Raw genomic sequence first — 25556 nt, 5'->3', positions numbered from 1 at the left:
TAACACATTACTAAACTTTTAAGTATAAAATTAGATGTAAAAATACTAAAAAAGTACAAACTTTAATTATAGCTTGTACTTTTTTTACTGTAAACTTACGGTAATTTGCTTTATATTTATAATTAATCCTCGTGTATATTTTTAAAACCATTTCCTAAGATTTCATGTACATCATAAGTAATTACGAAAGCTGTATCATCTATTTCTTTTAAATAATTTTTCAATTTAATAAATTCTTTTTTTGAAAAAACACAAGTAATAACTTGCTTTTCTTGATTAGTATAGGCACCCTTTGCAGTATATACCGTAGCTCCTCTATCTAATTCATTAGTAATAAACTTTTTAACTTCATCCCCTTTATTGGTAACTATTTCAACCTTTTTGCAAATATTCAATCCATCTATTACTATGTCTACTGTATATCCTAGTATGATAACCCCTATTAAAGCATACATTCCTTTTTTAGGGCCAAAGGCTACCATAGCAAAAAGTGTTATTATAAAATCTGATATTAGCAATGCTTTTCCTATGTCCATATGTGCATATTTATTAAGTATTTTAGCTAATATATCTGTTCCACCTGTAGATGCACCTTGTTCAAATACTATAGCCATTCCTATTGCACTTAATAAAATACCTATAAGCAATTCTATAAATAAATCTTCTGTAATAGGATGATTCATAGGACAAATTTTTTCTAATAGCGCTAAATAAATGGATATAGCAAAACTTGCATAAATTGTTTTTCCTCCAAATTTAGGTCCTATAAAAATAAATCCCAGAATAAGTAAAAGAGTATTTAATATAAAAGTAAACTGTCCCATTGTTATTACAGGAAAATATTTACTCAAAACCATTGCAAGGCCTGTTACTCCTCCAACCGCCAAATCATGTGTGTTTAGAAAAAAGTAAACTCCAGCAGCAGCCAAAATTAATCCTACATTCATAAGTAAAAATTCTTTTAAATTTTTCTTAGTAATAGCCATACTACATATCTTCCTTTCTAGTTATATTAATTATAAAGTTGCTTTTATAATTTATTTTCTACATACACTTTTATATTTTATGCCTTGTTTGTTTACATATTCTTATAATACCATATTTATCTTTTTTTTAAAAACATAGGGTTTCCAAAGTTATTACTTTATTTTACTTTTTTATCTTTTTTTATGATTATTTTACTATATTTATTATTGTATATATATGAAATTTCATATTAATTAAAGTTATACTAAATTTTTAATTATTATCTTTTATTTTTTTAGAATTTATGTATAATACTTCATATTTTTATGAAATTTCAATAGTTATATATTTTAAAATAAAAGAATCCAAAGTTATTTTAATTTGTTAAAATAACTTTGGATTCTTTAAATTGTAAATCATATTTAGCATAACTAAACAAAAAATTTTATAATTTTATCATATAATTCCTGTGCCGTATCTGCCTCTAAAAATTTACCTTCTACTCGTACTATATACTTATGAGTACACTTTCCGCATTCCCCAAGGCATTTATTCATAGTAACTTTAAATTCAGGATGATATTTTTCTAAAAGTTCTATTACTTCTTTAGCACCTTCATTTTCTTGACAAAAGCTTATTTGCACATATATCACCTTTTCTATAAAAAAACTTATATTAACATTATATAGTTAATATAAGGAAATTATAACATATACTCTTTATTTTTGCCTAGTACTAAGTTCCTTTATTTGTTTCACTAAGTCTTCTTCTTTAGAAAATATATTAATGCCTTGTTCCTTTTTTCTACCTATTACATAAGCTTTAATATTACTATCTATAGCTGCCCTTATTTTTTCCTCTGTTCCTCCTTGTACCCCACTATCTTTCATTAAAATAGCTTGTGCATTACACTCCTTTATAAATGCGATATTAAGTTCGTAACTTATAGGTCCTTTTATAGCTACTATATTCTCTGGTAATATTTTTAAATGATCTAATTCCTCCATAACTTTTAAAGTAGGAAGTACTCTATGAATTATTCTATTTTCTAAATTGAAATCTATAATCTTTTTTATATTTCTACTTCCAGTAGTATTTAATATATTTCCCTGTAAATTTTTAAGCTTTGGTAATAATTCTTCATAACTATGTACAACTACCACATTATTATTTTTATCTAATTCACCATTTTTATCATAAATATATTTATCTACTACAGAAGGTCTTTCATATCTTAAATAATTTATATTCATATCGTTACATGCTTTTTTTAAATTTTCAGTAACTATTAATGCATAGGGATGAGACCCATCTACAAATATATCTATGTTATATTTCTTAATTACATTTTTTAATCCCTCTACATCTAATGGAGTTGTATTTAACACCTTATATTTATAATCCTTTAACAATTCTCCACCATATTCTGTTGCTGTAGATACAAATATATCCTCTGTAAATTGATTTAATAATGATAAAATTTTCTTTCCTTCTGAAGTACCTAAAATTAATCCTATCATATATAATATCTCTCCTTATTATATTATAGGCTATGTTAGCCGAAATTCTTTTCTAACATAGCCTATTATTTATATAAGTAAAACTTTATCTTACTTTATACCCTCTTGGAGTTATAATCCTATTATTTTCAATATAACTTTGACTATTTCCTACAACTACTATAGAAAACATATCTACAACCTCAGTATCAAAATTATCTAATGTAAATATACGAACTTCTTGTCCTTCTCTTAATGCATTTTTAACTACACCTATTGGAGTTTTTCCATCCCTATATTCTTTTATAATGTCCATACATTCTGCTAAATAATGTGGTCTTCCCTTACTTTTGGGATTATATAAAGATATTATAAAATCCCCATCAGCAGCATTTTTCACTCTTTTCTTAATAAGATCATAAGGAGTCATAAGATCACTTAAACTTATATTGCAATTATCATGCATAAGTGGAGCACCTAAAACTGAAGCTGCTGCTGAAGATGCAGTAACACCTGGGATTATTTCTATTGCAGCATCATTTTTAAGTTGAAGAATTAATCCTGCCATACCATATATTCCAGAGTCTCCTGTACTTATAACAGAAACTACTTTGTCCTCTGCAAGTTCTATAGCTTTTCTACATCTTTCCTCTTCACCTTTCATGCCTGTTTTAAAAACTTCTTTTCCTTCTAAAAGAGGTTTTACCATTTCTATATATTTAATATATCCTACAATAACATCACTTTCTTCTATAGCTTTTTTCGCTTTAACTGTTAAGTAATCAAGACCTCCTGGTCCTATTCCTATTACATATAATTTTTTCATTTCATTTCTCCTTTTTAATATAAAGAACTTATACTTTAAATTAAAATATAAAACTTCGTAGCTTTAAACACCAGATATTTACAGTTGATTGATTTTAATATATTATACGGACTAGATCGTTTTAAAAAGTTTACCTATACATAAGGTCATCCCTTGCATTGGCATTTTATCTGTAAATAAGATTCCACCTGATAATTCCACAGAAGGCTCACACACACATCTTATTCCTAAAGTTTTTTCAACAAAGTCAGAACCCTTATATTTGCATTGAACTTTTTTAATCTCTTCCTTACTAAAAACTTTCATTTCACAATTTAGATTCTGTTTTAAGTTAATAATAGCTTCTTCTTTTTCTTTTATCCAAGCAGTACCAATAATTTTTACACTTCTCTTATCTATATTCATTTCACTTAACTTTTTAAAAACTTTTTCTTCCATAGAAAAAGAATCATAATCTTTTTTACATCCTATTCCTAAAACTATATTTTTTCTTATAAGTTTTAAAATTGGGATGTTATCTATTTTTTCACCAATATCTAATCTTACTTTATTGGTAACTATAACTATTGCCTTATATTTTTCATCCTCTTTATAACTTTCATAACCTTTTGGAAGTAAAATTTTATTATCTTCATCTAAAAAAGCTACCTTTTCTCCATGAACTAGAGAGACTGCTACATCCTTACATATTTTCATATCATCTATTATAAGCTCATTATCCTTAGCTATAACATCCGGTGCAATAACTCCTAAATTATCTGTAGCCGTTGTTATTATAGGCATAGCACCTAAATAACTTGATAATTTTTGTGTAAGTTCATTAGCTCCTCCAATATGTCCACTTAAAAGTGAAATAATATACCTTGAACTATTGTCTATTACTAATACTCCTGGATCTTCTGTTTTAGATTTTATAAAAGGTGCTATACTTCTTACAGCAATACCAGTGGAACTTATAAATATAACAAAATTAAATTTTGAGAAAGCCTCCTGTGTAACGTCCTTTATTCCTCTTTCTTTAACCTCGCATCTTTTATATATATGTGTTTCATAAATATTGCTTATATTTTCGGCAAGCTTATTTCCAGCTTCAGTAACACAAATTATAGCCATAAACTCTCTTAAGGATTTTTTCATTATTTATTTCCTTCTCTAAACTTACTTTCCTTCTCTAAACATATGAGTGAAAGTTTTATCATATAATTTACTCTTATCATATTCACAATCTATAAAATCACCAACTAATATTTGTGCACATTTTGTAATACCAGCTTCATGTACTTTTTCTGCTATATCATCTAATGTTCCATATATTACTCTTTGATCTTCCCAAGTAGCTCTTTCAACTATAGCTATTGGAACATTTTTTCCATAACCTTTTCTTAACTTAGCAACAACCTTTTCAATCATACTAATAGATAGGAATATAGCCATTGAAGCTCCTATTCTTGCTAAATTTTCTAGATCTTCAGTTTCCGGTACTGGAGTTCTTCCTTCTACTCTTGTTAAAATCACTGTTTGAGTAATTGATGGTAATGTAAACTCTTTTTTAATAGCTGCTGCAGCCGCCATACAAGAACTTACCCCTGGTATAACTTCGTATTTTATATCACCATGTTTATCAAGTTCATCCATCTGTTCTTTTATAGCTCCATATATTGAAGGATCTCCAGTATGTAATCTCACTATTATTTTTCCTTCTTTTTCTCCTTTTAACATAACCTCAATAACTTCTTCTAATGTCATAGAAGCAGAATTATATTTTTCCACTCCATCTTTACAGAACTTTAAATGTTCTGGACTTACTAATGAACCTGCATATATAACTATATCAGCTTTAGCCAAAGTATTTCTTCCTTTTACAGTTATTAAATCTACATCTCCAGGACCTGCTCCAATAAAGTATATCATTATTATTCCTCCTAAAATTTGCTCTTATTATTTACGTCTTGCAATAATTAAACTCATATAATCTCTTGAATTTATAATCTCTTCTCTAGTTTTTAGAATTTCTTGTCCTTCTCTTCCAGCTCTCTTAACACATACATACTGGAATCCTCTTTCCTCTAGGAAGTTAATTACTTGTTCCTCAACCTTATAAAATTTCATTATAACTAAAAACTTCTCATCTTTAACAGAATCTAGTCTAGTAGCTGGAAGTATTAAAAGTGGCTCATCCCCAATTACTAATGGTTGCCCTGCAAGTGATGCAGAAGCACAGAAAGAAGTAATTCCTGGAATAGTTTTTACTTCAAATCCTTTTTCTTGCATATGATTTAAAAGATAGATATATGTACTAAATACAAATGGATCTCCTATAGTTAAAAATGCAACATCTTTACCAGTAGCTAAAATGGCCGCAACTTCTTCATAAGCCTCATAAATTTTTTGTTCTTGTTCAGCTCCTCCCATTGGAAAATGCTTAAATAAAACTTCAGTACCTTCTTCTATATAATCCTTTGCTATTTCATAGGCAATACTTTCTCCATCCTTCATAGCTGTTGGTACTACAACTACATCTACTTTTTTTATAGTATTTACTGCTTTTAATGTTATAAGTTCCTTATCTCCAGGACCTACACCAATTCCATATAAAGTTGCCATCTCTATTCTAGTCCTCCTTATTTTCTTGCTGTTAAAATAAATATTGGATTCATACCCATCAACATGTAACTTTGACCACGGGTTTTGCTTACCGAAATTTGAGTACATTCTACTTTAGAATTTAAATCTTTTAACTTTTTCATTGCTGTATAAAGATTATTTATTGTAATAAAATTTAAAACCATTATACCCTCATCTTTTAACAGTCTTAATGATTCTTCAATTATTTCTTCCAGTTCTCCACTACTTCCACCTACGAAAATGGAATCAAATTTTTCATTCATTGATTTAAGATGTTCCATTGCATTTCCTTCTAATACTTTTAAATTAATAGCTTGAAACTTTTCTATATTTTTATAAATAGTATCTAATGCAGCTTCATCTTTTTCTATGCCGATTACTTTTCCTTTTGTTGCAATCTTAGCTGCTTGAACAGTAACAGACCCTGTTCCTGCTCCTACATCTAATACATTCGAATCCTCTCTTAATTCCATTTTTGCAATGCTAAGAATTCTAATTTCTTCCTTAGTCATTGGACAATCACCACGAATAAATTCATCATCTCTTATATATTTCATTTATTTATTCCTCACTTATTTTGCAACACTTATTTTTAAATTTAATCCCTTTCAATAACTAAAACACTAAGATGAGAAAATTCTCCTTTTGCAACTTCCTCTATATTCCCTTTGAAAATCTCCTCATATTCATAAGATAAATTTGCTCCTACATATGCTTTACCCCGTATATTATTTTCTACTAAGGACTTGCATAATGTTTGTGGAGTAAATTTATTATCTACAAGCCAAAAACTTAATTTATATTCTTTTACTATATCTAAAAAGTCCTCTTCTCGTCCATGCATACTTCCTACATATGCATTTTGCCAAGGAAGTGCGAGTTTACTAGCAAAATACTGGAAGGAACTAATACCTGGTACTACTTTTACATCTTTTGAAATTGTACTTTTAATATAATTAGTAATACCATAATAACAAGGATCTCCCGATGCTATGATTCCTAATGATTCATATTCACCATTTTCATATAAGTCCTTTAAATCTTTAAGGGACTTTATTATTATTTTATTATTGTCTATAAAATCAATACTTTCCATAGCTCTACTAAACCCAACTATTGCTGAAACATTTGTTAGGCATTTCATAGCTTTGGGAAGTATGTAATCTCTATGCCCCGGCCCTAAGCCTATAACATATAAGGTTGTTTTATTCTCCATAAAAAACACCCCTTCTTAATATCTTACTAAATATCTAAAAGGATTTATATAATATTCCTTTTTTCATAGAATAAAGAGCAATCTCCGCCTCTATAGTATCATGAGAATAGATTTTAATTCTATTCTTTATTTTTTTCCCAATTCTATCATAAACGTCATTATATTCTTCTCCAATTATGGCTACTGCACCCTCTGTGGTTTTTTCATTATATACTCTTTCAAAGAGTTCTTTAGGTGCACCCATTAAGGCAAGTTCTAATGCCAAAACCTCTAATCTTACATCGGATACTCTACTATGAGTTTGGAAACACCCAGCAGATATTTTACACATCTTTCCTATATGTCCTACCATAGTAATCTTTTTAATTCCTAGATTTTCACAACATTCCAAGGTAAAACCAACATAGTTAGACATGGTAACTAATTTGTTAGAATCTATATTTAATTCCTTACACATATCTTCTCCCATGTTTCCGAAAATAAGCACTGGTTCTTTAACACCATTTGCAAACTTTTGATTTATTTCTAATTTTACAGAATCCTTTAAAGCCTCTTCTGACATAGGAGTTACAATACCTGTAGTTCCTAAAATAGAAATTCCTCCTATTATGTTTAATCTAGGATTAAAAGTTTTTTTAGCTATTTCTTCCCCCTTTGGAACTGAAATAGTAATTTCAACCCCACAATTTTCAGGAAGAACTCCTTTAACTTCTTTTTCGATCATTTTTCTTGGTTCTGGATTAATAGCCCATTCACCTTTAGGAACATATAACCCTTCACCCATAACCATGCCTACACCTTTTCCACCTTTCAAGGTATATCCTGTATCTTTTTTATCTGCTCTAGCCCATATTTCTAGGCCATTAGTAATATCTGGATCATCTCCGGCATCTTTTAAAACACAACACTCTACATATTCCTTCTGTCTATTAACTTTTTCTATAGGAATCGTAATTTTTATACCTTTAGGTGTATCTATAGTAATTTCTGAAAGATCTTCGGTTCCATATAACATAAGTGTAGCAGCTTTTGCTGTAGCCGCAGCACAGGAACCTGTAGTATAACCACACCTTAGCTTTTTGCCTTCACTATATACATATAAATCTAGCATTCTTTTTCCCTCTTTTGGTTTAAGAATTTAACTTTTAAATAGTTAATTAGTCTCTTTTTACTATCATATACATTAAAGCATTCATAATAGAAGCTGCAACCGTGCTTCCACCTTTTCTACCTCTAATAGTAATCATAGGCATATTAACTGTTTCAAATTCCTCTTTAGATTCAGCAGCTCCAACAAAACCTATAGGTGCAGCAACAACAAAACTTGGATGAGCTTTTCCCTCTTCCATAAGTTCTTTTAATCTAAATAATGCAGTCGGTGCATTGCCAAACACAAAAATTTGTGCACCATCTTCTACTGCTTTCTCAACACCAGCCATAGAACGAGTAATTCCTCTTTCCTTTGCAATAGCTGCAACATCTAGTTCACTTACATAACATATAACCTTACATCCTAATTGTTCTAATGCTTTTTTATTTATTCCAGATAAGGCCATCTTTGTATCTGTATAAATAGTAACTCCTTGTTTTAAAGTTTCTAATGCACTATCTATAGCGCCTTCTCTTATATATGTAATATCCTTATATTCGAAATCTGCTGTGGTATGAATTACTCTCTTTATAATAGAAAGTTCTCTATCATCAAAATTATGAGGTCCCATTTCCTCCCCTATTATTTCAAAACTTCTTTTTTCTATATCCATAGGTTTTTTTATATAACTCATAATTTTATCTCCTTTATGATTTAAATTCTAAACAAATTATTTTTTCTTGTGTTTACTATACATTTATAGATTAATTATTGCTTTAAAAAACTCTAGATTATTAAAAAAATGAATATGAGCATATGCTCCTAATGTATTATTTTTTATATATCCACAATTCCATGTTTTAAGCTTACCTAAATAATTAACCTTACTAACTGTATAAATAGCATCTTCCTTATTATCTACATAAGATTTATGGAATTCATGACATTTTATTTTTAGCCCTTCAGGTAACATAGAATTTTTTTTATCTATAGAAACCTGCGCATACCCAAAATTTTGTAATCGTTTTGTCATATAAGAATTTCCACTAAAGAAAGAAACTAAAGATTCTTTCTGAACATTAGTATCTTCCCCATCCTTATAAATAAAGTTAGTTAAATACATCATTCCACCACATTCTGCATAACATCTTAAACCATTTTCTAAAGCAGTTTTTATAGATTTTAGCATTGAAGTATTTTTACTTAACTCATCATAAAACACCTCAGGATATCCTCCACCTAAATATAAAAAATCTAAATTCTTAGGTAATTCTTTATCACTAAGTGGTGAAAAATAAATAATTTCTCCTATTTCATCTAAAAGTTCTAAATTTTCTCTATAATAAAAACTAAAGGCCTTATCCATAGCTACACCTATTTTTAAGTTTTTATTTTCTAAATGAAATTTATCTTCATATTTTTCTACTTCCTTAAACTCTTTTAAAAGATCATCTATATCAACATATTCCTCTAAAAGTTTTGCACAAAGATCTATTTTTTCATCTAAATCTTCTATTTCACTACTTTGCACCAACCCTAAATGTCTACTTTCTAATTTTAACTCTTCATTTTTAGGTAAGTAGCCAAACACCTTTAAATTACAATTTGTTTCTATTGCCTGTTTTAAAAGTGTATAATATGAACTACTAATATTATTTAAAATAACTCCTCTTATATCAGCATTTCTAAAATCTCTAATACCATTTAATTCTGCACAAAGTGTAGCAGCTTGAGCTTTAGGCGATATTACAAGTACTGTAGGAAGATTTAAGGTTTTACTAACTTCATAAGTAGAACATTCTGTATCAATTCCTTTTCCATCATAAAATCCCATAACACCTTCTACTACTGCTAAATCTCCATTTCCTCTACTAAAGGAAGCCTTAACTCCCTCTTCTCCCATAATAAATAAATCTAAATTTCTAGAAGGAATTCCTGTAATCTTTCCATGAAAAGCAGGATCTATATAATCAGGTCCTACCTTATATCCTTGTACTTTATAATTTCTATTTTTAAGTGCCTTCATAAGCCCTAGTGTAACCGTTGTTTTTCCTCCACCACTGCTATTTGAAGAAAGTACTATAGCCTTCACTTTTAAATTCCTCCTTTAAAGATCCTTTAAAGCCTCTATTAAAATCTTATTTTTTTCTCTATCTTTAATAGCAAATCTAACATATTTATCGTTAAGATTTACATAGTTATTTGCTTTTCTAATTAAAATAGATTTTTCAAACAACTTTTCATATAATTTATTACAATCTAAGTTTTCTTCTAATTCCACTAAAACAAAATTTCCATGTGTTTTATATACTTTTTTTATAACTTTAATTTTTAGAAGAGAATTTATCATAAAATCCCTTTCATTTTTGATCCATTTTAAGCTATTTTCTATATATTCTTTATCTTTCAATACATATACTCCTGCAATTTCTGCAAAAGAATTTATGTTCCACGGATTTTGTTTTTTCTTTATTGTATTTAAAAATTCCTCATTTGAAGAAAACCCATATCCCAAACGAATACCTGGCATAGCAAAAAACTTAGTTAAAGCTCTTACAATAAAAAGACATTTATATTTCTCCACATAATCTTTAAGTGAAAGCTTTATATCTCCAACAAATTCAATAAAAGCTTCATCTATTATAAGTATTTTATTATTTTCCTCTGCATATTCTAATATATCCTTAAATTTGTTTTTTTCTATAATAGAACCATTAGGATTGTTAGGATTTGCTATCATTAGTGCTTCATTATACTTTAATGCCTCAATTATATCATTATAATCAATATATTTTTCATATAATTTGTCTTTTATATTTCTTTCTTGAAGATGAATATATTTTATTGAAACATTCCATTTTTTGCAACTTAATTCATATTCAGCAAAAGACGGTACTACTAAAGCTATAGATTTTACACTTCCTATAGCTAAATCTAAAAGTTCTGCTGCCCCATTACCTAATACCAAATAATCTTTATTTATTTCAGCATATTCACTTAATGCTTCTTTAAGTCTTCTATATTTAATATCTGGATAACGTACTAAAGCTTCCACACCTTCATTTACATGAAGCTTAAAACTTTCAGGAACTCCTAACGGATTAATATTTGAACTAAAATCTATAAGTTCTTTTCCCTTTAAGATTCCCTCTGTATAAACGTCTCCTCCATGTACCATAATTATTTAATCCTCCAACAAAGTAAAATTATAATAAAATATATTATATAAAGTAATATTTCTGATGTATACATAAGTTTAATACATTCTATTATATGTTGTTTTCCTAATTCTTTAATCTTATCACCTATAGTTGGTTTTTCTATAACTTCACCAAAATAAGTATTAGTTCCTCCTAATTGCACTTTCATAGCCCCTGCAGCAGCAGCCTCTGGATAAGCACAATTAGGGCTTTTATGATTTTTTCTATCTCTTATCATAATTCTAAGACTTTCTAATACATTCCCCCTAACTATAGGTGCTGAAAGCGAAATTAAAATTCCTGTAATTCTAGCTGGAATAAGATTAAATAGATCATCTACTTTAGCTGGAAAGAATCCTATATATTTATACTTCTCAGTTAAATATCCAAGCATAGAGTCCATAGTATTAATCCCCTTATACATCATGGCAAATGCTGAACCATAAGGTCCTCCGATCATAGCATAAAATATTGGTGCAATAACTCCATCTGCTGAATTCTCAGCTACTGTTTCCACATCTGCTCTTATAACTTCATGTTCTGTAAGACTTGATGTTTCTCTTCCTACAATATAAGAAAGTTTAACTCTCGCTTCTTTTAAATCGTCTTTTTCAAGTTCAGTATAAACCTTTTTAGCCTCATTTTTTAAACATTTACAAGCAATAGTAGTCCAAAGAATAATTATATTTAGAATATGATGTAAAACAACATATCTTCTTGTAAAGTATAAAAGAAAAAAAGGAATTAAAAAACTTAAAGAAGCTACTATTAAAACAATTCCTCCACCTAAGGCTTTTAAAAGTTTATTATTATCTTTACTCAAAGCTCTAGCCTTTTTTTGAAGAGCCGAAATAAGCTTTCCTATATATATTACGGGATGTGGAAATCCATAAGGATCTCCTATTATCCAATCAATTATAATAGCAGCTAGTATATCTAACGCATAATACATTTATATCAACTTCCTTATTACTTACTTTTATTACTTTCTTTGATAATCTTATATATTGCATCCATATCAACTGATTTTCTAACTATATCTGCAAGTTTATCTAATTCTCTTTCTCTTATATTTTCATATACTGCTGATTTTCTAACTTGAATATTTTTTTTATTTCTTAAAATATTACAAATATGTTCTCTAAAATTAACTCCATCAAAAACACCATGGATATAGGTTCCCATAACATTTCCTTCATCATTTACTGCGCCATCAAAAGAGTTAGTAGTCTCTTTATTTCTTTTCTCTATATTGAAAAACGGTGTTGCATGTTCCCCATAAGTACATACTCCCATATGAATTTCGTAACCATATATATCACCTTTAAAACTGTGGAAAGGTGTTTCTTTAACACTTTTATTAATACTTGTAGCTTCAACTCTTGTTGTCACCTTTTCTTTTTCAAAAATAGTTTCAATATCTAAAAGTCCCATTCCTTCTATTTCCTCTAGATCTGATTCTGTTTTATAAGGATCTTTTAAGGACTTTCCAAGAATTTGGTATCCACCACAAATACCAATTAACATGCCACCTTTATTAGCATAATTCTTAATTTCTTCTTCAATTCCAGCTTCTCTTATAAATTTTAAATCTTCAATTGTATTCTTACTTCCTAAGATAACAACTAAATCAGGATTTCCAAGTTCTCCTTTTTTATCTACAAATCTTACTGATATATCCTCTTCCATTGCCAATGCATCAAGATCTGTAAAGTTTGAAACATGTGGAAGTCTAATTGCAACAACATCAATAGGTGCAGTTATTTTCTTATTTAAATTTACCGCTCCATCTTCATCTTCTAAATCTAATTTAAAATAAGGCACAACTCCTAAAGATGGCTTATGTATTATATCCTCAAGCATTGTAAGTCCTGGCTTTAAAATTTCTACGTCTCCTCTAAACTTGTTAATTAAAGTACCTTTTACTCTCTTCTTTTCCTCCTCATTGAAAAGTAAAAGCGTTCCTGCAAGAGATGCAAAAACTCCTCCTTTGTCAATATCTCCAACTAAAAGTACCGGTGCATCTACAAGTTCTGCCATTCCCATGTTTACAATATCATTTTCTCTTAGATTAATTTCTGCTGGGGAACCAGCACCTTCCATAACAACCACATCAAATTGGCTCTCCATTTCTTCAAATTGTTTTTTTAACATTTCACTAAATTGAGGTTTCATTTTATGATATTCCATTGCTGTAGTATTGCCCCACACTTTACCATTAACAATGACTTGACATTTTTTATCTCCAGTTGGCTTAAGTAAAATAGGATTCATATAAGCTTCTGGTTCCATTCCACAAGCATATGCTTGAAGTACTTGAGCTCTTCCCATTTCTTTTCCATCTAATGTAATATAAGAATTTAAACTCATATTTTGTGACTTAAACGGAACAACCTTATAACCATCTTGTTTTAAAATTCTACATAATGCAGTAACTAAAATACTTTTTCCAACTGATGAACCTGTTCCTTGTAACATTATTCTAGCCATAACCCACAGTCGCTTCCTTTCATTCTAAGCTAAATAAATTTTATAAACCCTTAACCTTTTTATACATATATATATATAATCTTTATTTTTTTCCCATGCCTTTTTTAGTTTTACCTAAATTTTTATATTTTTCGTCTATAGCATCTTGAAGATGAGTTAGATATATGTTTTGAACCTTTTCATTTTCACCCAGTCCATGCATATATATTTTTGTTTTTATTCCTTCTGACTCCAATATAGATTTAAACGAATCATCATCATCTCCTGCCATATCATTTTGTGCATGATCTCCAGCAACTAACATAAATGGCATTAGGGTAACTTCTTTTATCCCTTGTTTTTTCATTAATCCAACTACTCTATCTATATAAGGATATCCTTCTACATTTGCAATATAAACATTGTTCATTCCTTCATCTTGAAGTACACATTGGAAACATGCATAAACAGCATTTGCATAATGTGCAGAACCATGACCCATTAATAGTACTGTTTCTCCATCTTTTATTTGATGTTTTAATGCTCTTGCCATTAATGTATAATCATCTGGCATTTCATCATCTTCACCTTTAAAATATAAAAGAGGTCTGCCAACTTCAATTCTTTTAAATAATTTTTTATACTTATGAGTAATTGTATTTTTTACATAATCAAATTCTTCCCCAGGTATCAAATGAAGAGGTTGAACCATAATTTCTTCAAATCCTTCTTTAGCCAACTTCTCTAATGCTTCCTCTGGAGTATCAACTTGCATGTTATATACTTTTTTTAATTTATTTATAATAATATGAGATGTAAACGCTCTTCTTATCTCAAAATCTTTATAGATATCTTTTATTTTATTTTCTATAGCTTCAATAGTTGCTTTTCTTGTTTCCTCATAACTTGTTCCAAAACTAACCACTAAAATCGCTTTTTTCATAATAAAACCCTCCTTAAAAATGTAATGCTATATTTTAGGTCCTCTAATTCCTCTTCTATTTGTATAAATAAAAAAACCTCAACATTAGTTGAGGAATTCCAAAAATATTTCTATAATTTTATACTTATTTTTAATATTTCTATTTTTTATCTTATGGTATAAAATTTATCTTTATTTTTAGACTTGCAATTCCCACCGAATGCAGATATCTAAAACTTTAGGCAGGTCTCCTGACTTATGATTCACTCTCCCTTTGCCCTTCCCCTTTTAATTTTAAGAGTGGTAATGCAAAGTTTGTCATCAATTACAGTAGCGGGGGCTGTAGTGGATTTAAACCACTTTCCCTTTTCATCTTTTATAAGAAACCTAAAATTTATTTATATATTAAGTTTTTCATTTTAATTTCAACCTAATTAAGACATTTTATTCTTATATATTAAGTTTATATTAAGTTTATATTCATGTCAATATTACTATTTTTAAGTAAAAATAATTTTCCATTATAAATTATAAAACAATCTACAAATTTTATAAATTTAGATACAATATCGTATAAACTCAATATATGAAAGTAATTAAAATTTCTTTCATACATATTAAGATTAGTTTTACAAGCTTAATATACTTTATTCATTAATATAATAGCTTTTCATTATTTTTAAGTTACATTAAAAAATAAAAGATTTAAAAATAGTTTTATTTTTTAAATCTTTTATTTTCACACCTAATTCAATTTAATATCAAAATATTTGTTACAATATAATTTAATATTTATTACTTAAACATGTTAATTAATTTTTTTAAAAAGCCTTTAGGTTCATCTTTTATTTTTTCTTTCTGTATATCTTTTTCCTCTATTTCATTAACCTCATATAATACTTTATAATCTTTTGTTATCAATTCTGTAAGTTCATTTTTAACACTATATGTTATATTTAATATATCTCTAGCTCTTGTCATTCCTACGTATAACAACTTTTTTGATGCTTCTTTTCTTTTTAGCAATCCATCATTAATTCCACATATAAAAACTACTGAAAAATCTAATCCTTTAGCACTATATATAGTAGATATGTTTAATCTATTTTTATCTGTGTTAAAACTATACTTATTATAATCCTTATTTAATATATCATATTCTATAGATTTCTCTTTTAATTTTTCTCTAATTATTTTAGCATATTCCATACCTTTATATTTTCCGTAGGGATATAAAATAGCCATATCTCCATATTGTATATTTTTTCTTTTTAAATCAATAATATTATTGATTATATGTTCTATCTCATCCTGAAAATTTTCACATTGAACTATTTTCGGAGTTCCACCACTTCTTATAATTGAATTAGTTTCAATTATAAAATCATTATCATCTTCACCACAACTTTTTACATTATCCATTAAGATGTTATTAGATAATTTTAAAATCTCTCTTGTATTTCTGTAATTTTCTTTTAGTATAATTGTTCTTCCAACTGCCTTTATTCCCAAAGACTTAAATGTATATTTTCTATTATAAAGATTTTGTGCTCCATCTAATGCAATTACAAGATGACTATGTTCTGGACTTCTTAAATTTTTAACTATAAATCTAAACCATTCCGCTTCTAAATCTTGTCCCTCATCAATTAAAATAGCATCATATTTAGGAAGTTCTTTTATTATAGATTCATTAATTTGTAAAATATTATTGGTAATATCCTCATCATAAACAGCCGTTTTAAATCCTATTTTTTTTGATAGTTTATTAATCCATCCATGCATATGAATTACTTCAATATTATTAGTTTCTTCTGTTCCACTTATAGAATTTTTAAGAAATGCAGCTAAAGTTTTATTATAGCATAGAACTAGTATATTCCAGTCTTTATGTGTTTCCTTTAAATATTTAGCTCTACAAGTTAAAATTACAGTCTTTCCACTTCCTGCAACCCCTCTTATTATTCTATGTCCATAACCTAATGCCTTAGCATAATTTTCTTGTTCTAAATTCATTACTTTAAAAATTTCATTATTATCTTGGGATAATTTAACTTCTTCAAATAAGTTTCCTCTTATCCTATTTATAGTACTTTGATTTAATTTTTCAAATTCAAATTTTGTAGGCAACATATTCTTTAAGATATCTTTTAGTAATTTACTATCTCTATTCTTTTCTATATTATTTAAATCATCTTGAAGTAATACAATCTCTGGTTCAAATAAATTATTTAGTTTTACTGTATTAAAACTCTTTTTATTTATTTTAGTAAACACAACTCCGTATCCATATGTAAATTTCAAATTTCCTTTGTATTCGCCTACCTTCTGAACTAAAAAGCTGTCTTGTTTTAATTTATTCACTATATGAAACATATAATCTCTAGCTTGTCTTAAGGGATTTGTACAACTTCCTAGAGTATTTAACTCAAATTTATTAAGATCAGCTTTTTGTATAGATCCTACTTCCCAATCTTTAACTTCTAAAACTACAATTCCTAAATCTGGTCCTAAAATAATAAAGTCTGGATATTTTTTATTTACTCTTAATTCAAACCAACATATGTATTCTTCAGGTAATATTTCTTTTAATATCTTAAATACCTTTTTTTCGCCAATAGTAACATTTTCTAAGTTACTAATACTATCAGGAATCATTATAGCCAAAGCTTTTCACCATCCTTCGTCAATATTCATTTATTATATTCACACAATAAATATAGTTCGAAATTTTTCAACATAACTTTTATTATATCGATCTTTTTTTATATAAATAAAGGATTACAGATAAAACAATTCCTGATATGCAACGATTTTATTCAAAAATAATTTCATTATAAATGCTTTCATTATTTTAAGAAGACAAAAAAAATGACTGAACCATATGATTCAGTCTGTTTTAATATAAACAAGCTTTTTTAATTATCCCTTAGTTTTTAATTGTTTATCTTTTTTTATTAAACCTTAGTCTTTGTTATCTTCTTTGATAACTTATTCTACATCATTGTAGAATTTTTATAACATTAATTTTATAGAGATCATAATGATACATATGATTTTGTGCAATAAAAAAAGTCTCTTAGCCACGCTGCTAAAGACTCCCATTTTATCTTCATATAAGCACATTGTACAAAATCTTCACCAATTAGTCGCTACTCATCCCCTTTCGCACTAATTACAAACATTTAAGGCAGGTATCCTGACTTACAAATCTTCCTTCGCTTTATCTTCCCAAAGTTAATTCAGTGATTTTATCAAGCGTCGTCCTTGCTTACAGTGATGGGTTCGTGTTGGATTTTCACCAATCTTCCCTATTATCCTTTAAAAGGCACCTAAAATATTGTTTTATTAAATTTAATTCTTTGATTTGTTTTCTGATTGTCTTAATTTTACTCTTAATTATTTATCTTGTCAATATTTTTCGTAATTTTATTCTTATATAAAAAAGCTCACAAGTACAAAAATACTTATAAGCTTTAATTAACCTATTGACTTATTATTTCTTCTACTTTTAAAGAATATTCTATAAAGTTATTTAAAAAATTTCTTAGAATTTCATTATACTTTTCTTTATTTTCTAATTCACTTTTATTTATTTTTGCTATACAAAGCCATTCAGACTTATCATAATCTAGTGTTTCAAAATTTAATTGTGAAACTAACATACGACGTCTTTCGTACTTTTTGTCCCTATCAGACTTAATACCTTTATTTAACCTAGTAATAGCTGATGCTCCTGCTAACTTAGAAAGATTTTTTACTATATATATGTATTCATCATCCTCTAGGCAATCTGATAAATCTAACTCTGAAAAACCATTTCCGAATTGTTTATAATTTGCACCTAAAACCACATATGATTCACATTCTTTATTCTGTTTTTTCCATGGACCAACGCACATAAACATTCTGTAGGCTTTATCTTTTATTTTCATATTTTCAACATCATTATTATATTTAAAGGATCTTCCGAACATTCTAAAATAACAACTTCCCAGGTAACTTGCTTCCATTGCCATTGTCAATTCATCTATTCCTAATTGTAATTCTAACTTATCCTTTTCTATTATGATATTGTCCTTTAAATTCTCTTCTATTAAAATCTTTTTTACCTTTTGTACGTTTTCATTATTTATCAATCCTAAACTCATAAATAGTCCTCCTACGAATAGATTGTATCTTACCTATTTATTAACCATATTAAATTTCCTTATTTAAATATACCAAAAAAACTCTAAAATCTAAAAACATTTTTTTACAAAAAAGACTATTTCACACTTAAGCAAAATAGTCTTTTTTTATTTCATATATTTTTACAATAATTTATTCAGTAAAATATAACTTAGACATATCTTCAAACATATAAATAGGAACTAGTTTAGCTTCCTTTATGCCACCTAAATTCTTAACTGTAGCTATTTTAGAAATTGAATAATCCAATGGATATATAGCTACATCATTTGCTATAATTTTTTGAGCTTTTTCATATAGTTCTTTTCTTTTTCCCTCATTTACTTCTATTTTAGCCTCTTTAAATAATTTATCTATTTCTGGATTAGAATAACAAGAAGCATTAAATGGATTATTTGTTTCAAATGCTGGATAATATGCACTTGGTTCTGTCCCCATTACATAGGCATTAGTTACTATATCATAATCTCTTGGTTTATCTCCACCTGTTTTAGCAAAATAAGTTTCAGAATCTACACCTATTGGATTAACTTTAATACCAATGTCTCCTAGTTGTTGTTGGATTAAAAGTGCTAATTTTTTATCTGTTTCACTACCAGACATGTAATTAATATTTATTTTTAAATTAGAAGTTCCTGATTTTTTTAATAATTCTTTTGCTTTTTCTGGATCATACTTATATTTTTCAACCTCATCTGTATAACAACTTGTTTGAGGAGTTAGACAAGAATATGCAGGTTTAATATTATCTAAAGTTCCTGAATCAGCCTTTAGAAGTTCTTCCTTATTTAAGCCATATGCAATAGCTTGTCTTACTTCTTTTTTATCCAAACCTTTTGTTTTATTATTTATATTTAAATAATTTAACATATTTTCATCAAATGTATATGTTTTGAAATTTTCATCCTTAGAAAATTTATTATAATTTTCATTTGTTAGATAAGATGCAGTTATTTCTCCATTTTGAAAAGCTGCTTGTGCTGAATTTTTATCTGATACTATTCTAAAAATAACATTATCTAAATGAGGTTTTCCACCATAATAATCATCAAATCTTGCAAGGGTTAAAGCCTCTCCTTTTTTCCATTCTTTAAATTTAAATGGACCTGACCCTACTGGTTTTGAAGTTGATGCTTCATCCTTTTCTATATTCTTTTTCCCTTGAAAAATATGCTTTGGAATAGGTTTGAATCCTTCTAATGAAGCTTTAAAAGGAGTATATACTTGAGATAATTTAAATTCAACAGTCAAATCATCTTTTTTTGTTACCTGTACATCTTTTCCCCCAACAACAAAGCCATCTCTAGAACTTATATTTTGATTTTTATCTTGGACGGTTTTAATTGAAAATACGATGTCATCGGAAGTAATTTTTTTACCATCATGCCATTTTAAATTATCTTTTAATATTAGAGTATAAGTAAGCATATCATCAGAAACTTTTAGATCTTTAGCAAGATAATATCTTGTTTTATCTCCATCTTGTACAAATAAAGGATCATATAAAATATTATTTACTGTAAATGTAACTCTATTTAACTGAAAAAATGGATTTAAAGACGTTGGATCTGTTGAAGCAGAAAATATAAAATTCCCGCCTTCTTTGATTTTACCTTCAGTTTTTTCTTCTACTTTAGCTTTTTTTTCTTTTGATGTATCATTCTTAACGGTAGCATTACTAGAACATCCTACTAAAGAAATTCCTAACGTTAAAGCTATTAAAGAAGCTATTAATTTTTTTTTCATAATTTCTCACCCCATGAAATTTTCTTTAAAACTTTTTATACCATTTTCAATACCTATCACAAACAAAACAAAGTATATACTTTTATTTTCCATAATTCAACACAAAATCCCTTATATAGAAAATTACTATGAGGTTTTTTTTAATCATTGAAAAATTTTATAGATAACTAATAATCTTGTATATAAATTAACTATACTTTTAGTTTTTTACAATAAATAACCTTAAAAGAACACTACCTTTAAGGTTATTTGTATTATATCTTATTTTATGAAAATAACTGACGATCACTTACCATGTCTTCTGAACCTGTTTTCTCAAAACAAGAAAGCAACTTTTCCATAGTTAAACTTTTCTTTTCTTCACCCTTAAAATCAAAAATTATTTTTCCTCTATGCATCATTATTAATCTATTTCCATATTCTATAGCATGTTTTAAATTATGAGTTATCATAAGTGTGGTAATATTTTTTTCTTTAACAACGTTCTCTGTTATCTTCATTATCTTTTCAGATGTTTTAGGATCTAGTGCCGCTGTATGCTCATCTAATAATAGTAATTTAGGTGATTTCATTACTGCCATTATTAAAGATAAGGCTTGTCTTTGTCCGCCTGATAAAAGACCAACTTTATTATTTATTTTATTTTGTAATCCTAAATCTAAGGTAGCTAGTAGTTCCTTAAACCTTTTTTCATCTTTTTTATTTATAGCGGAACTTAAACCAAAACACTTACCTTTGTTATCTGCTATAGATAAATTTTCTAATATTGTCATAGATGGTGATGTTCCTTTTTTAGGATCTTGATAAACTCTAGCTATCTCTTTGCTTATTTTATACTCTTTTAATCTACTAAGATTTTTACCTTCTAATGTTATGATTCCCTCATCTACAGATATAGCTCCAGAAATCATATTTAATAAAGTTGACTTTCCGGCACCATTACTTCCTATTATAGTAATAAAATCTCCTTTTTCTACTTCTAAATTTATACCTTTAAAAATCTCGTTTTCATTTACAGTATCCTTATTAAAAGTTTTTCTTAAATTTTGTATACTAAGCAACTAAATCACCACCATCTGAATTTCTATTTTTTAAAACATTTTTTTCTTTTCTATTGAATAACTTAAAATTTGTATTATTTAATGAAAGAATCATAACTACTATTACAGCCGTTATTAATTTCAAGTCTGAAGGTTGTAACCATTTCACACTCAAAGCTAAACTTATTATGATTTTGTATAACATTGCTCCTACTATAGCAATAGTTGTTCCTTTCATACCTCCAATATTTTTTAGGAAAGTAGAACCTATAATTACAGATGCAAGTCCTGTAACTACAGTACCTGTACCCATAGTAACATCCGCAAATCCTTGATATTGAGCCATTAACGCTCCTGCAAAGGCAACTATACCATTAGATAGCATAAGCCCGAATACCTTTATAATATCTTTATCCACACCTAGAGATGTAACTAGACTTTCATTATCTCCTACAGCTCTTAATAAAAATCCTAACCTTGTTTTCAAAAATAAGTCTAATAAAACTTTAAATAGGATTATACATAAAACTATAATAAAAAACGAACTAAGTCCTTCTACTTTAAAAAATTCATAATCAAAAACTTTTTTCAAGCTAAATAGTTGTACATTAGGTTTTCCCATTATTCTTAAATTAATAGAATAAAGTGCTATCATAACTAAAATACCAGATAAAAGGTTAGTAATTTTTAATTTAACATGTAAAAGCCCTGTAATTCCACCTGCTATAAATCCTGCTATAATAGCAAAAATTAAACTTAAAAATGGATTCATACCACTAGATAAACATAAAGCTGAAACAGCTGCTCCTAAAGGAAATGTTCCGTCTACAGATAAATCTGGGAAATCTAATATTCTATAAGTTATAAATACCCCTAATGCAACTAGTCCAAATATAAATCCTTGTTCTATAGTGCTTATTAAAAAGAAATTCATTATTTTACACCTCCGCCAACTTTAATAGCTTTATCCATAATGATTTTAGGCATTTTTATATTCATTTTACCTATAACATATTCATTTACTGCTATTTGAAATTGTTTTTGTAAGGTTACAGGAATATCGCTTGCCTTTTTCCCTTTTAAAATCTTAGCCGCTTTTCTTCCCGTTTCTCTTCCCAATTCTTTATAATTAACACCTAAAGTTAAAAATGCTCCACCTTCTACATGAGCTTTTTCAGCTCCAAAAACAGGTATTTTTTTATTCATAGCATTTTGGGTTATCACAGCCATAGAAGATGCTATCATGTTATCTGCTGGCGTATATAAAACATCAACTTCATCTAATAATGATCCTATAACTTGTGGTACTTCGCCTATTGCTGTAACACCTTTTTTTATAACTTTTATTGAATACTCCTCACAAGCACTTTCCAATTCTTTAACTTGTGCTTCTGAATTAGCTTCACTAGTATTGTAAATTACTCCTATTTTTTTTGTATTTTGTAAAATATTTTTTAGAAGTTTAATTTGATCCTTTATTGGTGTTCTATCTGATGTTCCTGTAACATTCGTTTGGGTATTATTCATAGATTTAACTATTCCTGCTGCAACAGGATCTGTTATTGCTGTCATAACTATTGGAGTTTTTTTTGTGCAATTATATGCCGCTTGTGCTGATGGGGTTGAAACTGCAAATATTAAATCTTTTTTAGCACCTACAAATTTTCTTGCTATAGTATCTGCAGTAACAATATCTCCTTGGGCATTTTGAAAATCTATTAAGATGTTTTTCCCTTCTACAAAGCCTTCTTCCCTTAATCCCTCTATAAATCCTTCTCTCGAAGAATCTAAGGCCGGATGCTCTACTAGTTGGGAAATTCCTATAGTTTTCATTCCCGCTTTATTTTTGTTTTCTTTTGATGAACTGGAATTTGAGTATCCAGTTAGTCCTAGACATGTCAATACTAAACTTGAACATACGATTAACTTAGAAATTTTCTTTCCTACCATACTACCATCCTCCAAATATTTAATTATTAATTTGTATAATAGGTTTTTATTTAGATTTTTTACTTTATAAAATAAAAAAATCTCCATGTAAGGAGATAAGTTTTGTCAAAATAAAATAAACTTATAAAAATCTATAAAAGGGCATACTTTTACTGCTCCCATCTATAAATAATTATAGTTATTTTTTATTATCTCCTACCATTCTACAAAAACCTACAATTTTTAAACCACTATATAGCTACTTTGCTATACCCTACATAAAAATTTAATTATTCTACCACAACTTTTATACAAATAAAAATTGTTCTACTAAACTACTCTTCTACTTCAAACTACCATTCTACGTTTATAAATCAATTCTACTATATCTACATTATTTTCATTCAAAGTAAAAATAACTTTTTTGAATAAAATCAATTAATATTTTATGAAAATTTTCTGAAATTGTCAAGCTTTATTATTTAAATTTTATAAATCTGGAATTGATCTATGTCCAAGTCCTATAACTACTTCATTTAGATGCAAAAGTCCTATGCTCATAAATACACAAACACTTAAATGTTCTCCACATCGAGCAATACCAATTTTCCCTCCTACATTAAGTCCATTAGCTTTTTCTAAAACATAAGATAATGCCTCTCTAGTAGCCCCAGCCACTGCACCATCATGAACATGACAATCTTTGATAACGCCGCTTCTTTTAGCCGCTACTAATGCTCTTTCTATAACCTTTGCTATAGAATTATTGATACTTCCTCCTACATCTACCGCAGTAGTTAGTATTCCTAATTCTTTATAATATTTATCTAACTGTTTTTCTTCTTCTCTAGTTGAAATTGCCATTTTTACAGAGATTTTAGCTACATCAACACTATTATGTCCCATATATTCCAACTCACTTTCTTTTTTATAAATAAAAGTATTTTTATTTATTATACATTATTATACCCATTATACGCTACTAAAAGTTACATATAATTTAAAGAGGTTATGAAAGGTAATTTTAAACTTTTCATAACCTCTTGTTTATTAATATTTGATCTATGTTAAAGTTCTGTAGAATGAGTAAATGCTTTTATATAATTTTTAATATAAATATATTTTGCTTTAGAGAAATTCTTTTATCAGTATTATGATGTTTTAACAATGTATTATTTAAATTTAATATATTATTTTAGTTCATTCATCATTTGTTGAGATTGTGATTTTAGTTGTTGTACATCCTGTTCTGCAGCATCTTTTGTTGGGTACCAACCTTTTTTGTGCATAGCATCAAAAACTTTATATTGAACTTCTTGATCTCTTTTGAAATTATCTATTAATACATTTCTAAAATTTGTACATGATGATTCTGTAATCCCTGTACTATATGCACCAATTATTTGTTTTTCAGAAGTTAATAAATCATTCATTAAATCTTTTTCACTTAAATCAGCCATATTATTCATATTTAATCCCTCCATGTTTTCCTATATTTTACCTAATATATTTTTTTAATTTTTTGCATTATTGATGAGAGTCTAAATAATTTTTTAAGTTTGTAAAGTTTTGTTTATGAACAGCTGCAGCTTCATTACATAAAGTTTTTAAACATTCATCTGTACAATATTGAGCATAAAGATTAAATTTTTTATTCATTAAACATTCGTGATTTAATTGGTCACCCATTGTTTTTAAGTTTTTAGCATCTATTTGTGGCTTAGAAGAAGTATTGTTTGTGCTATTAGAATTATTCATATACATATTCATATTCATTTTAAAACCTCCTTAAAATTTTTTTACCTCTTACACCACTTATAATTCCCTTAATACATCT

Annotated in this window: 25 protein-coding genes and 2 riboswitches; all 25 genes read right to left on the bottom strand. The window is 27.7% G+C overall.

The features are described from left to right. Positions 1 to 122: 122 nt before the first annotated feature. Positions 123 to 986: a YitT family protein gene (locus QOZ93_RS05515; protein ID WP_307355442.1), complete on the bottom strand. Its 864-nt coding sequence runs from the start codon at positions 984 to 986 to the stop codon at positions 123 to 125. Between the two features lie 411 nt (positions 987 to 1397). Then, positions 1398 to 1610: a DUF1450 domain-containing protein gene (locus QOZ93_RS05510; RefSeq protein WP_162630354.1), complete on the bottom strand. Its 213-nt coding sequence runs from the start codon at positions 1608 to 1610 to the stop codon at positions 1398 to 1400. Positions 1611 to 1685: 75 nt separating this feature from the next. Further along, positions 1686 to 2486, bottom strand: a complete 801-nt coding sequence (locus QOZ93_RS05505; RefSeq protein WP_307355441.1) for a cobalt-precorrin-6A reductase — start codon at positions 2484 to 2486, stop codon at positions 1686 to 1688. 85 nt (positions 2487 to 2571) lie between these two features. Next, the gene (cobJ, locus tag QOZ93_RS05500; RefSeq protein ID WP_111941440.1) at positions 2572 to 3291 is read right to left on the bottom strand and encodes a precorrin-3B C(17)-methyltransferase; all 720 of its coding nucleotides are present in this window, start codon (positions 3289 to 3291) and stop codon (positions 2572 to 2574) included. Between the two features lie 111 nt (positions 3292 to 3402). Next, complete coding sequence (cbiG, locus tag QOZ93_RS05495) at positions 3403 to 4428, bottom strand: cobalt-precorrin 5A hydrolase (protein ID WP_307355440.1); 1026 nt, start codon at positions 4426 to 4428, stop codon at positions 3403 to 3405. Positions 4429 to 4449: 21 nt separating this feature from the next. Further along, on the bottom strand, positions 4450 to 5202 hold the full coding sequence (gene cobM, locus QOZ93_RS05490; protein ID WP_307355439.1) for a precorrin-4 C(11)-methyltransferase: 753 nt from the start codon (positions 5200 to 5202) through the stop codon (positions 4450 to 4452). 27 nt (positions 5203 to 5229) lie between these two features. Continuing rightward, positions 5230 to 5895 carry a cobalt-factor II C(20)-methyltransferase gene (locus QOZ93_RS05485; protein WP_307355438.1) on the bottom strand — a complete coding sequence of 222 codons (666 nt, stop codon included), beginning with the start codon at positions 5893 to 5895 and terminating at the stop codon, positions 5230 to 5232. Between the two features lie 17 nt (positions 5896 to 5912). Then, positions 5913 to 6473, bottom strand: a complete 561-nt coding sequence (gene cbiT / locus QOZ93_RS05480; protein ID WP_307355437.1) for a precorrin-6Y C5,15-methyltransferase (decarboxylating) subunit CbiT — start codon at positions 6471 to 6473, stop codon at positions 5913 to 5915. A 41-nt stretch (positions 6474 to 6514) separates the two neighbouring features. Then, complete coding sequence (gene cbiE / locus QOZ93_RS05475) at positions 6515 to 7132, bottom strand: precorrin-6y C5,15-methyltransferase (decarboxylating) subunit CbiE (RefSeq protein ID WP_307355436.1); 618 nt, start codon at positions 7130 to 7132, stop codon at positions 6515 to 6517. Positions 7133 to 7166: 34 nt separating this feature from the next. Beyond that, entirely contained in the window at positions 7167 to 8243 is a 1077-nt protein-coding gene (cbiD, locus tag QOZ93_RS05470) for a cobalt-precorrin-5B (C(1))-methyltransferase CbiD (RefSeq protein WP_307355435.1), read from the bottom strand. A 46-nt stretch (positions 8244 to 8289) separates the two neighbouring features. Then, a complete protein-coding gene (locus QOZ93_RS05465; protein WP_307355434.1) occupies positions 8290 to 8916 on the bottom strand; it encodes a precorrin-8X methylmutase in 627 nt (208 codons plus the stop codon). Between the two features lie 63 nt (positions 8917 to 8979). Next, entirely contained in the window at positions 8980 to 10314 is a 1335-nt protein-coding gene (locus QOZ93_RS05460; protein ID WP_307355433.1) for a cobyrinic acid a,c-diamide synthase CobB, read from the bottom strand. Positions 10315 to 10329: 15 nt separating this feature from the next. After that, positions 10330 to 11400: a pyridoxal phosphate-dependent aminotransferase gene (locus tag QOZ93_RS05455; protein ID WP_307355432.1), complete on the bottom strand. Its 1071-nt coding sequence runs from the start codon at positions 11398 to 11400 to the stop codon at positions 10330 to 10332. Between the two features lie 2 nt (positions 11401 to 11402). Then, positions 11403 to 12374 carry an adenosylcobinamide-phosphate synthase CbiB gene (cbiB, locus tag QOZ93_RS05450; protein WP_307355431.1) on the bottom strand — a complete coding sequence of 324 codons (972 nt, stop codon included), beginning with the start codon at positions 12372 to 12374 and terminating at the stop codon, positions 11403 to 11405. Positions 12375 to 12391: 17 nt separating this feature from the next. After that, positions 12392 to 13912, bottom strand: a complete 1521-nt coding sequence (locus tag QOZ93_RS05445) for a cobyric acid synthase (protein WP_307355430.1) — start codon at positions 13910 to 13912, stop codon at positions 12392 to 12394. Positions 13913 to 13994: 82 nt separating this feature from the next. Continuing rightward, positions 13995 to 14834 carry a sirohydrochlorin cobaltochelatase gene (locus QOZ93_RS05440; protein ID WP_307355429.1) on the bottom strand — a complete coding sequence of 280 codons (840 nt, stop codon included), beginning with the start codon at positions 14832 to 14834 and terminating at the stop codon, positions 13995 to 13997. A gap of 203 nt (positions 14835 to 15037) precedes the next feature. Next, positions 15038 to 15219: riboswitch (cobalamin riboswitch) on the bottom strand. A 389-nt stretch (positions 15220 to 15608) separates the two neighbouring features. Continuing rightward, on the bottom strand, positions 15609 to 17471 hold the full coding sequence (locus tag QOZ93_RS05435; RefSeq protein WP_307355466.1) for a 3'-5' exonuclease: 1863 nt from the start codon (positions 17469 to 17471) through the stop codon (positions 15609 to 15611). 514 nt (positions 17472 to 17985) lie between these two features. Beyond that, positions 17986 to 18164, bottom strand: a riboswitch (cobalamin riboswitch). Positions 18165 to 18298: 134 nt separating this feature from the next. After that, a complete protein-coding gene (locus tag QOZ93_RS05430) occupies positions 18299 to 18964 on the bottom strand; it encodes a hypothetical protein (RefSeq protein ID WP_307355428.1) in 666 nt (221 codons plus the stop codon). Between the two features lie 172 nt (positions 18965 to 19136). Further along, complete coding sequence (locus tag QOZ93_RS05425) at positions 19137 to 20750, bottom strand: ABC transporter substrate-binding protein (RefSeq protein ID WP_307355427.1); 1614 nt, start codon at positions 20748 to 20750, stop codon at positions 19137 to 19139. 266 nt (positions 20751 to 21016) lie between these two features. Next, complete coding sequence (locus QOZ93_RS05420) at positions 21017 to 21811, bottom strand: ABC transporter ATP-binding protein (protein WP_307355426.1); 795 nt, start codon at positions 21809 to 21811, stop codon at positions 21017 to 21019. Next, positions 21804 to 22724, bottom strand: a complete 921-nt coding sequence (locus tag QOZ93_RS05415) for an ABC transporter permease (protein ID WP_307355425.1) — start codon at positions 22722 to 22724, stop codon at positions 21804 to 21806. Before QOZ93_RS05415 ends, QOZ93_RS05420 begins: the two co-directional genes overlap by 8 nt. Continuing rightward, positions 22724 to 23740: an ABC transporter substrate-binding protein gene (locus QOZ93_RS05410; RefSeq protein WP_307355424.1), complete on the bottom strand. Its 1017-nt coding sequence runs from the start codon at positions 23738 to 23740 to the stop codon at positions 22724 to 22726. Before QOZ93_RS05410 ends, QOZ93_RS05415 begins: the two co-directional genes overlap by 1 nt. Positions 23741 to 24208: 468 nt before the next feature. Continuing rightward, positions 24209 to 24625 carry a HutP family protein gene (locus tag QOZ93_RS05405; RefSeq protein ID WP_111941404.1) on the bottom strand — a complete coding sequence of 139 codons (417 nt, stop codon included), beginning with the start codon at positions 24623 to 24625 and terminating at the stop codon, positions 24209 to 24211. A gap of 284 nt (positions 24626 to 24909) precedes the next feature. Then, positions 24910 to 25188 carry a spore coat protein gene (locus tag QOZ93_RS05400; RefSeq protein ID WP_111941402.1) on the bottom strand — a complete coding sequence of 93 codons (279 nt, stop codon included), beginning with the start codon at positions 25186 to 25188 and terminating at the stop codon, positions 24910 to 24912. 58 nt (positions 25189 to 25246) lie between these two features. Beyond that, positions 25247 to 25495, bottom strand: coding sequence for a hypothetical protein (locus QOZ93_RS05395; RefSeq protein WP_307355423.1), 249 nt, complete (start codon positions 25493 to 25495; stop codon positions 25247 to 25249). Positions 25496 to 25556: the final 61 nt, after the last annotated feature.

Origin of the sequence: Hathewaya limosa, assembly GCF_030815255.1 — a bacterium.
Taxonomy (GTDB): Bacteria; Bacillota; Clostridia; order Clostridiales; family Clostridiaceae; genus Hathewaya; species Hathewaya limosa.
This window is presented reverse-complemented; position numbering and strand designations above follow the sequence as displayed.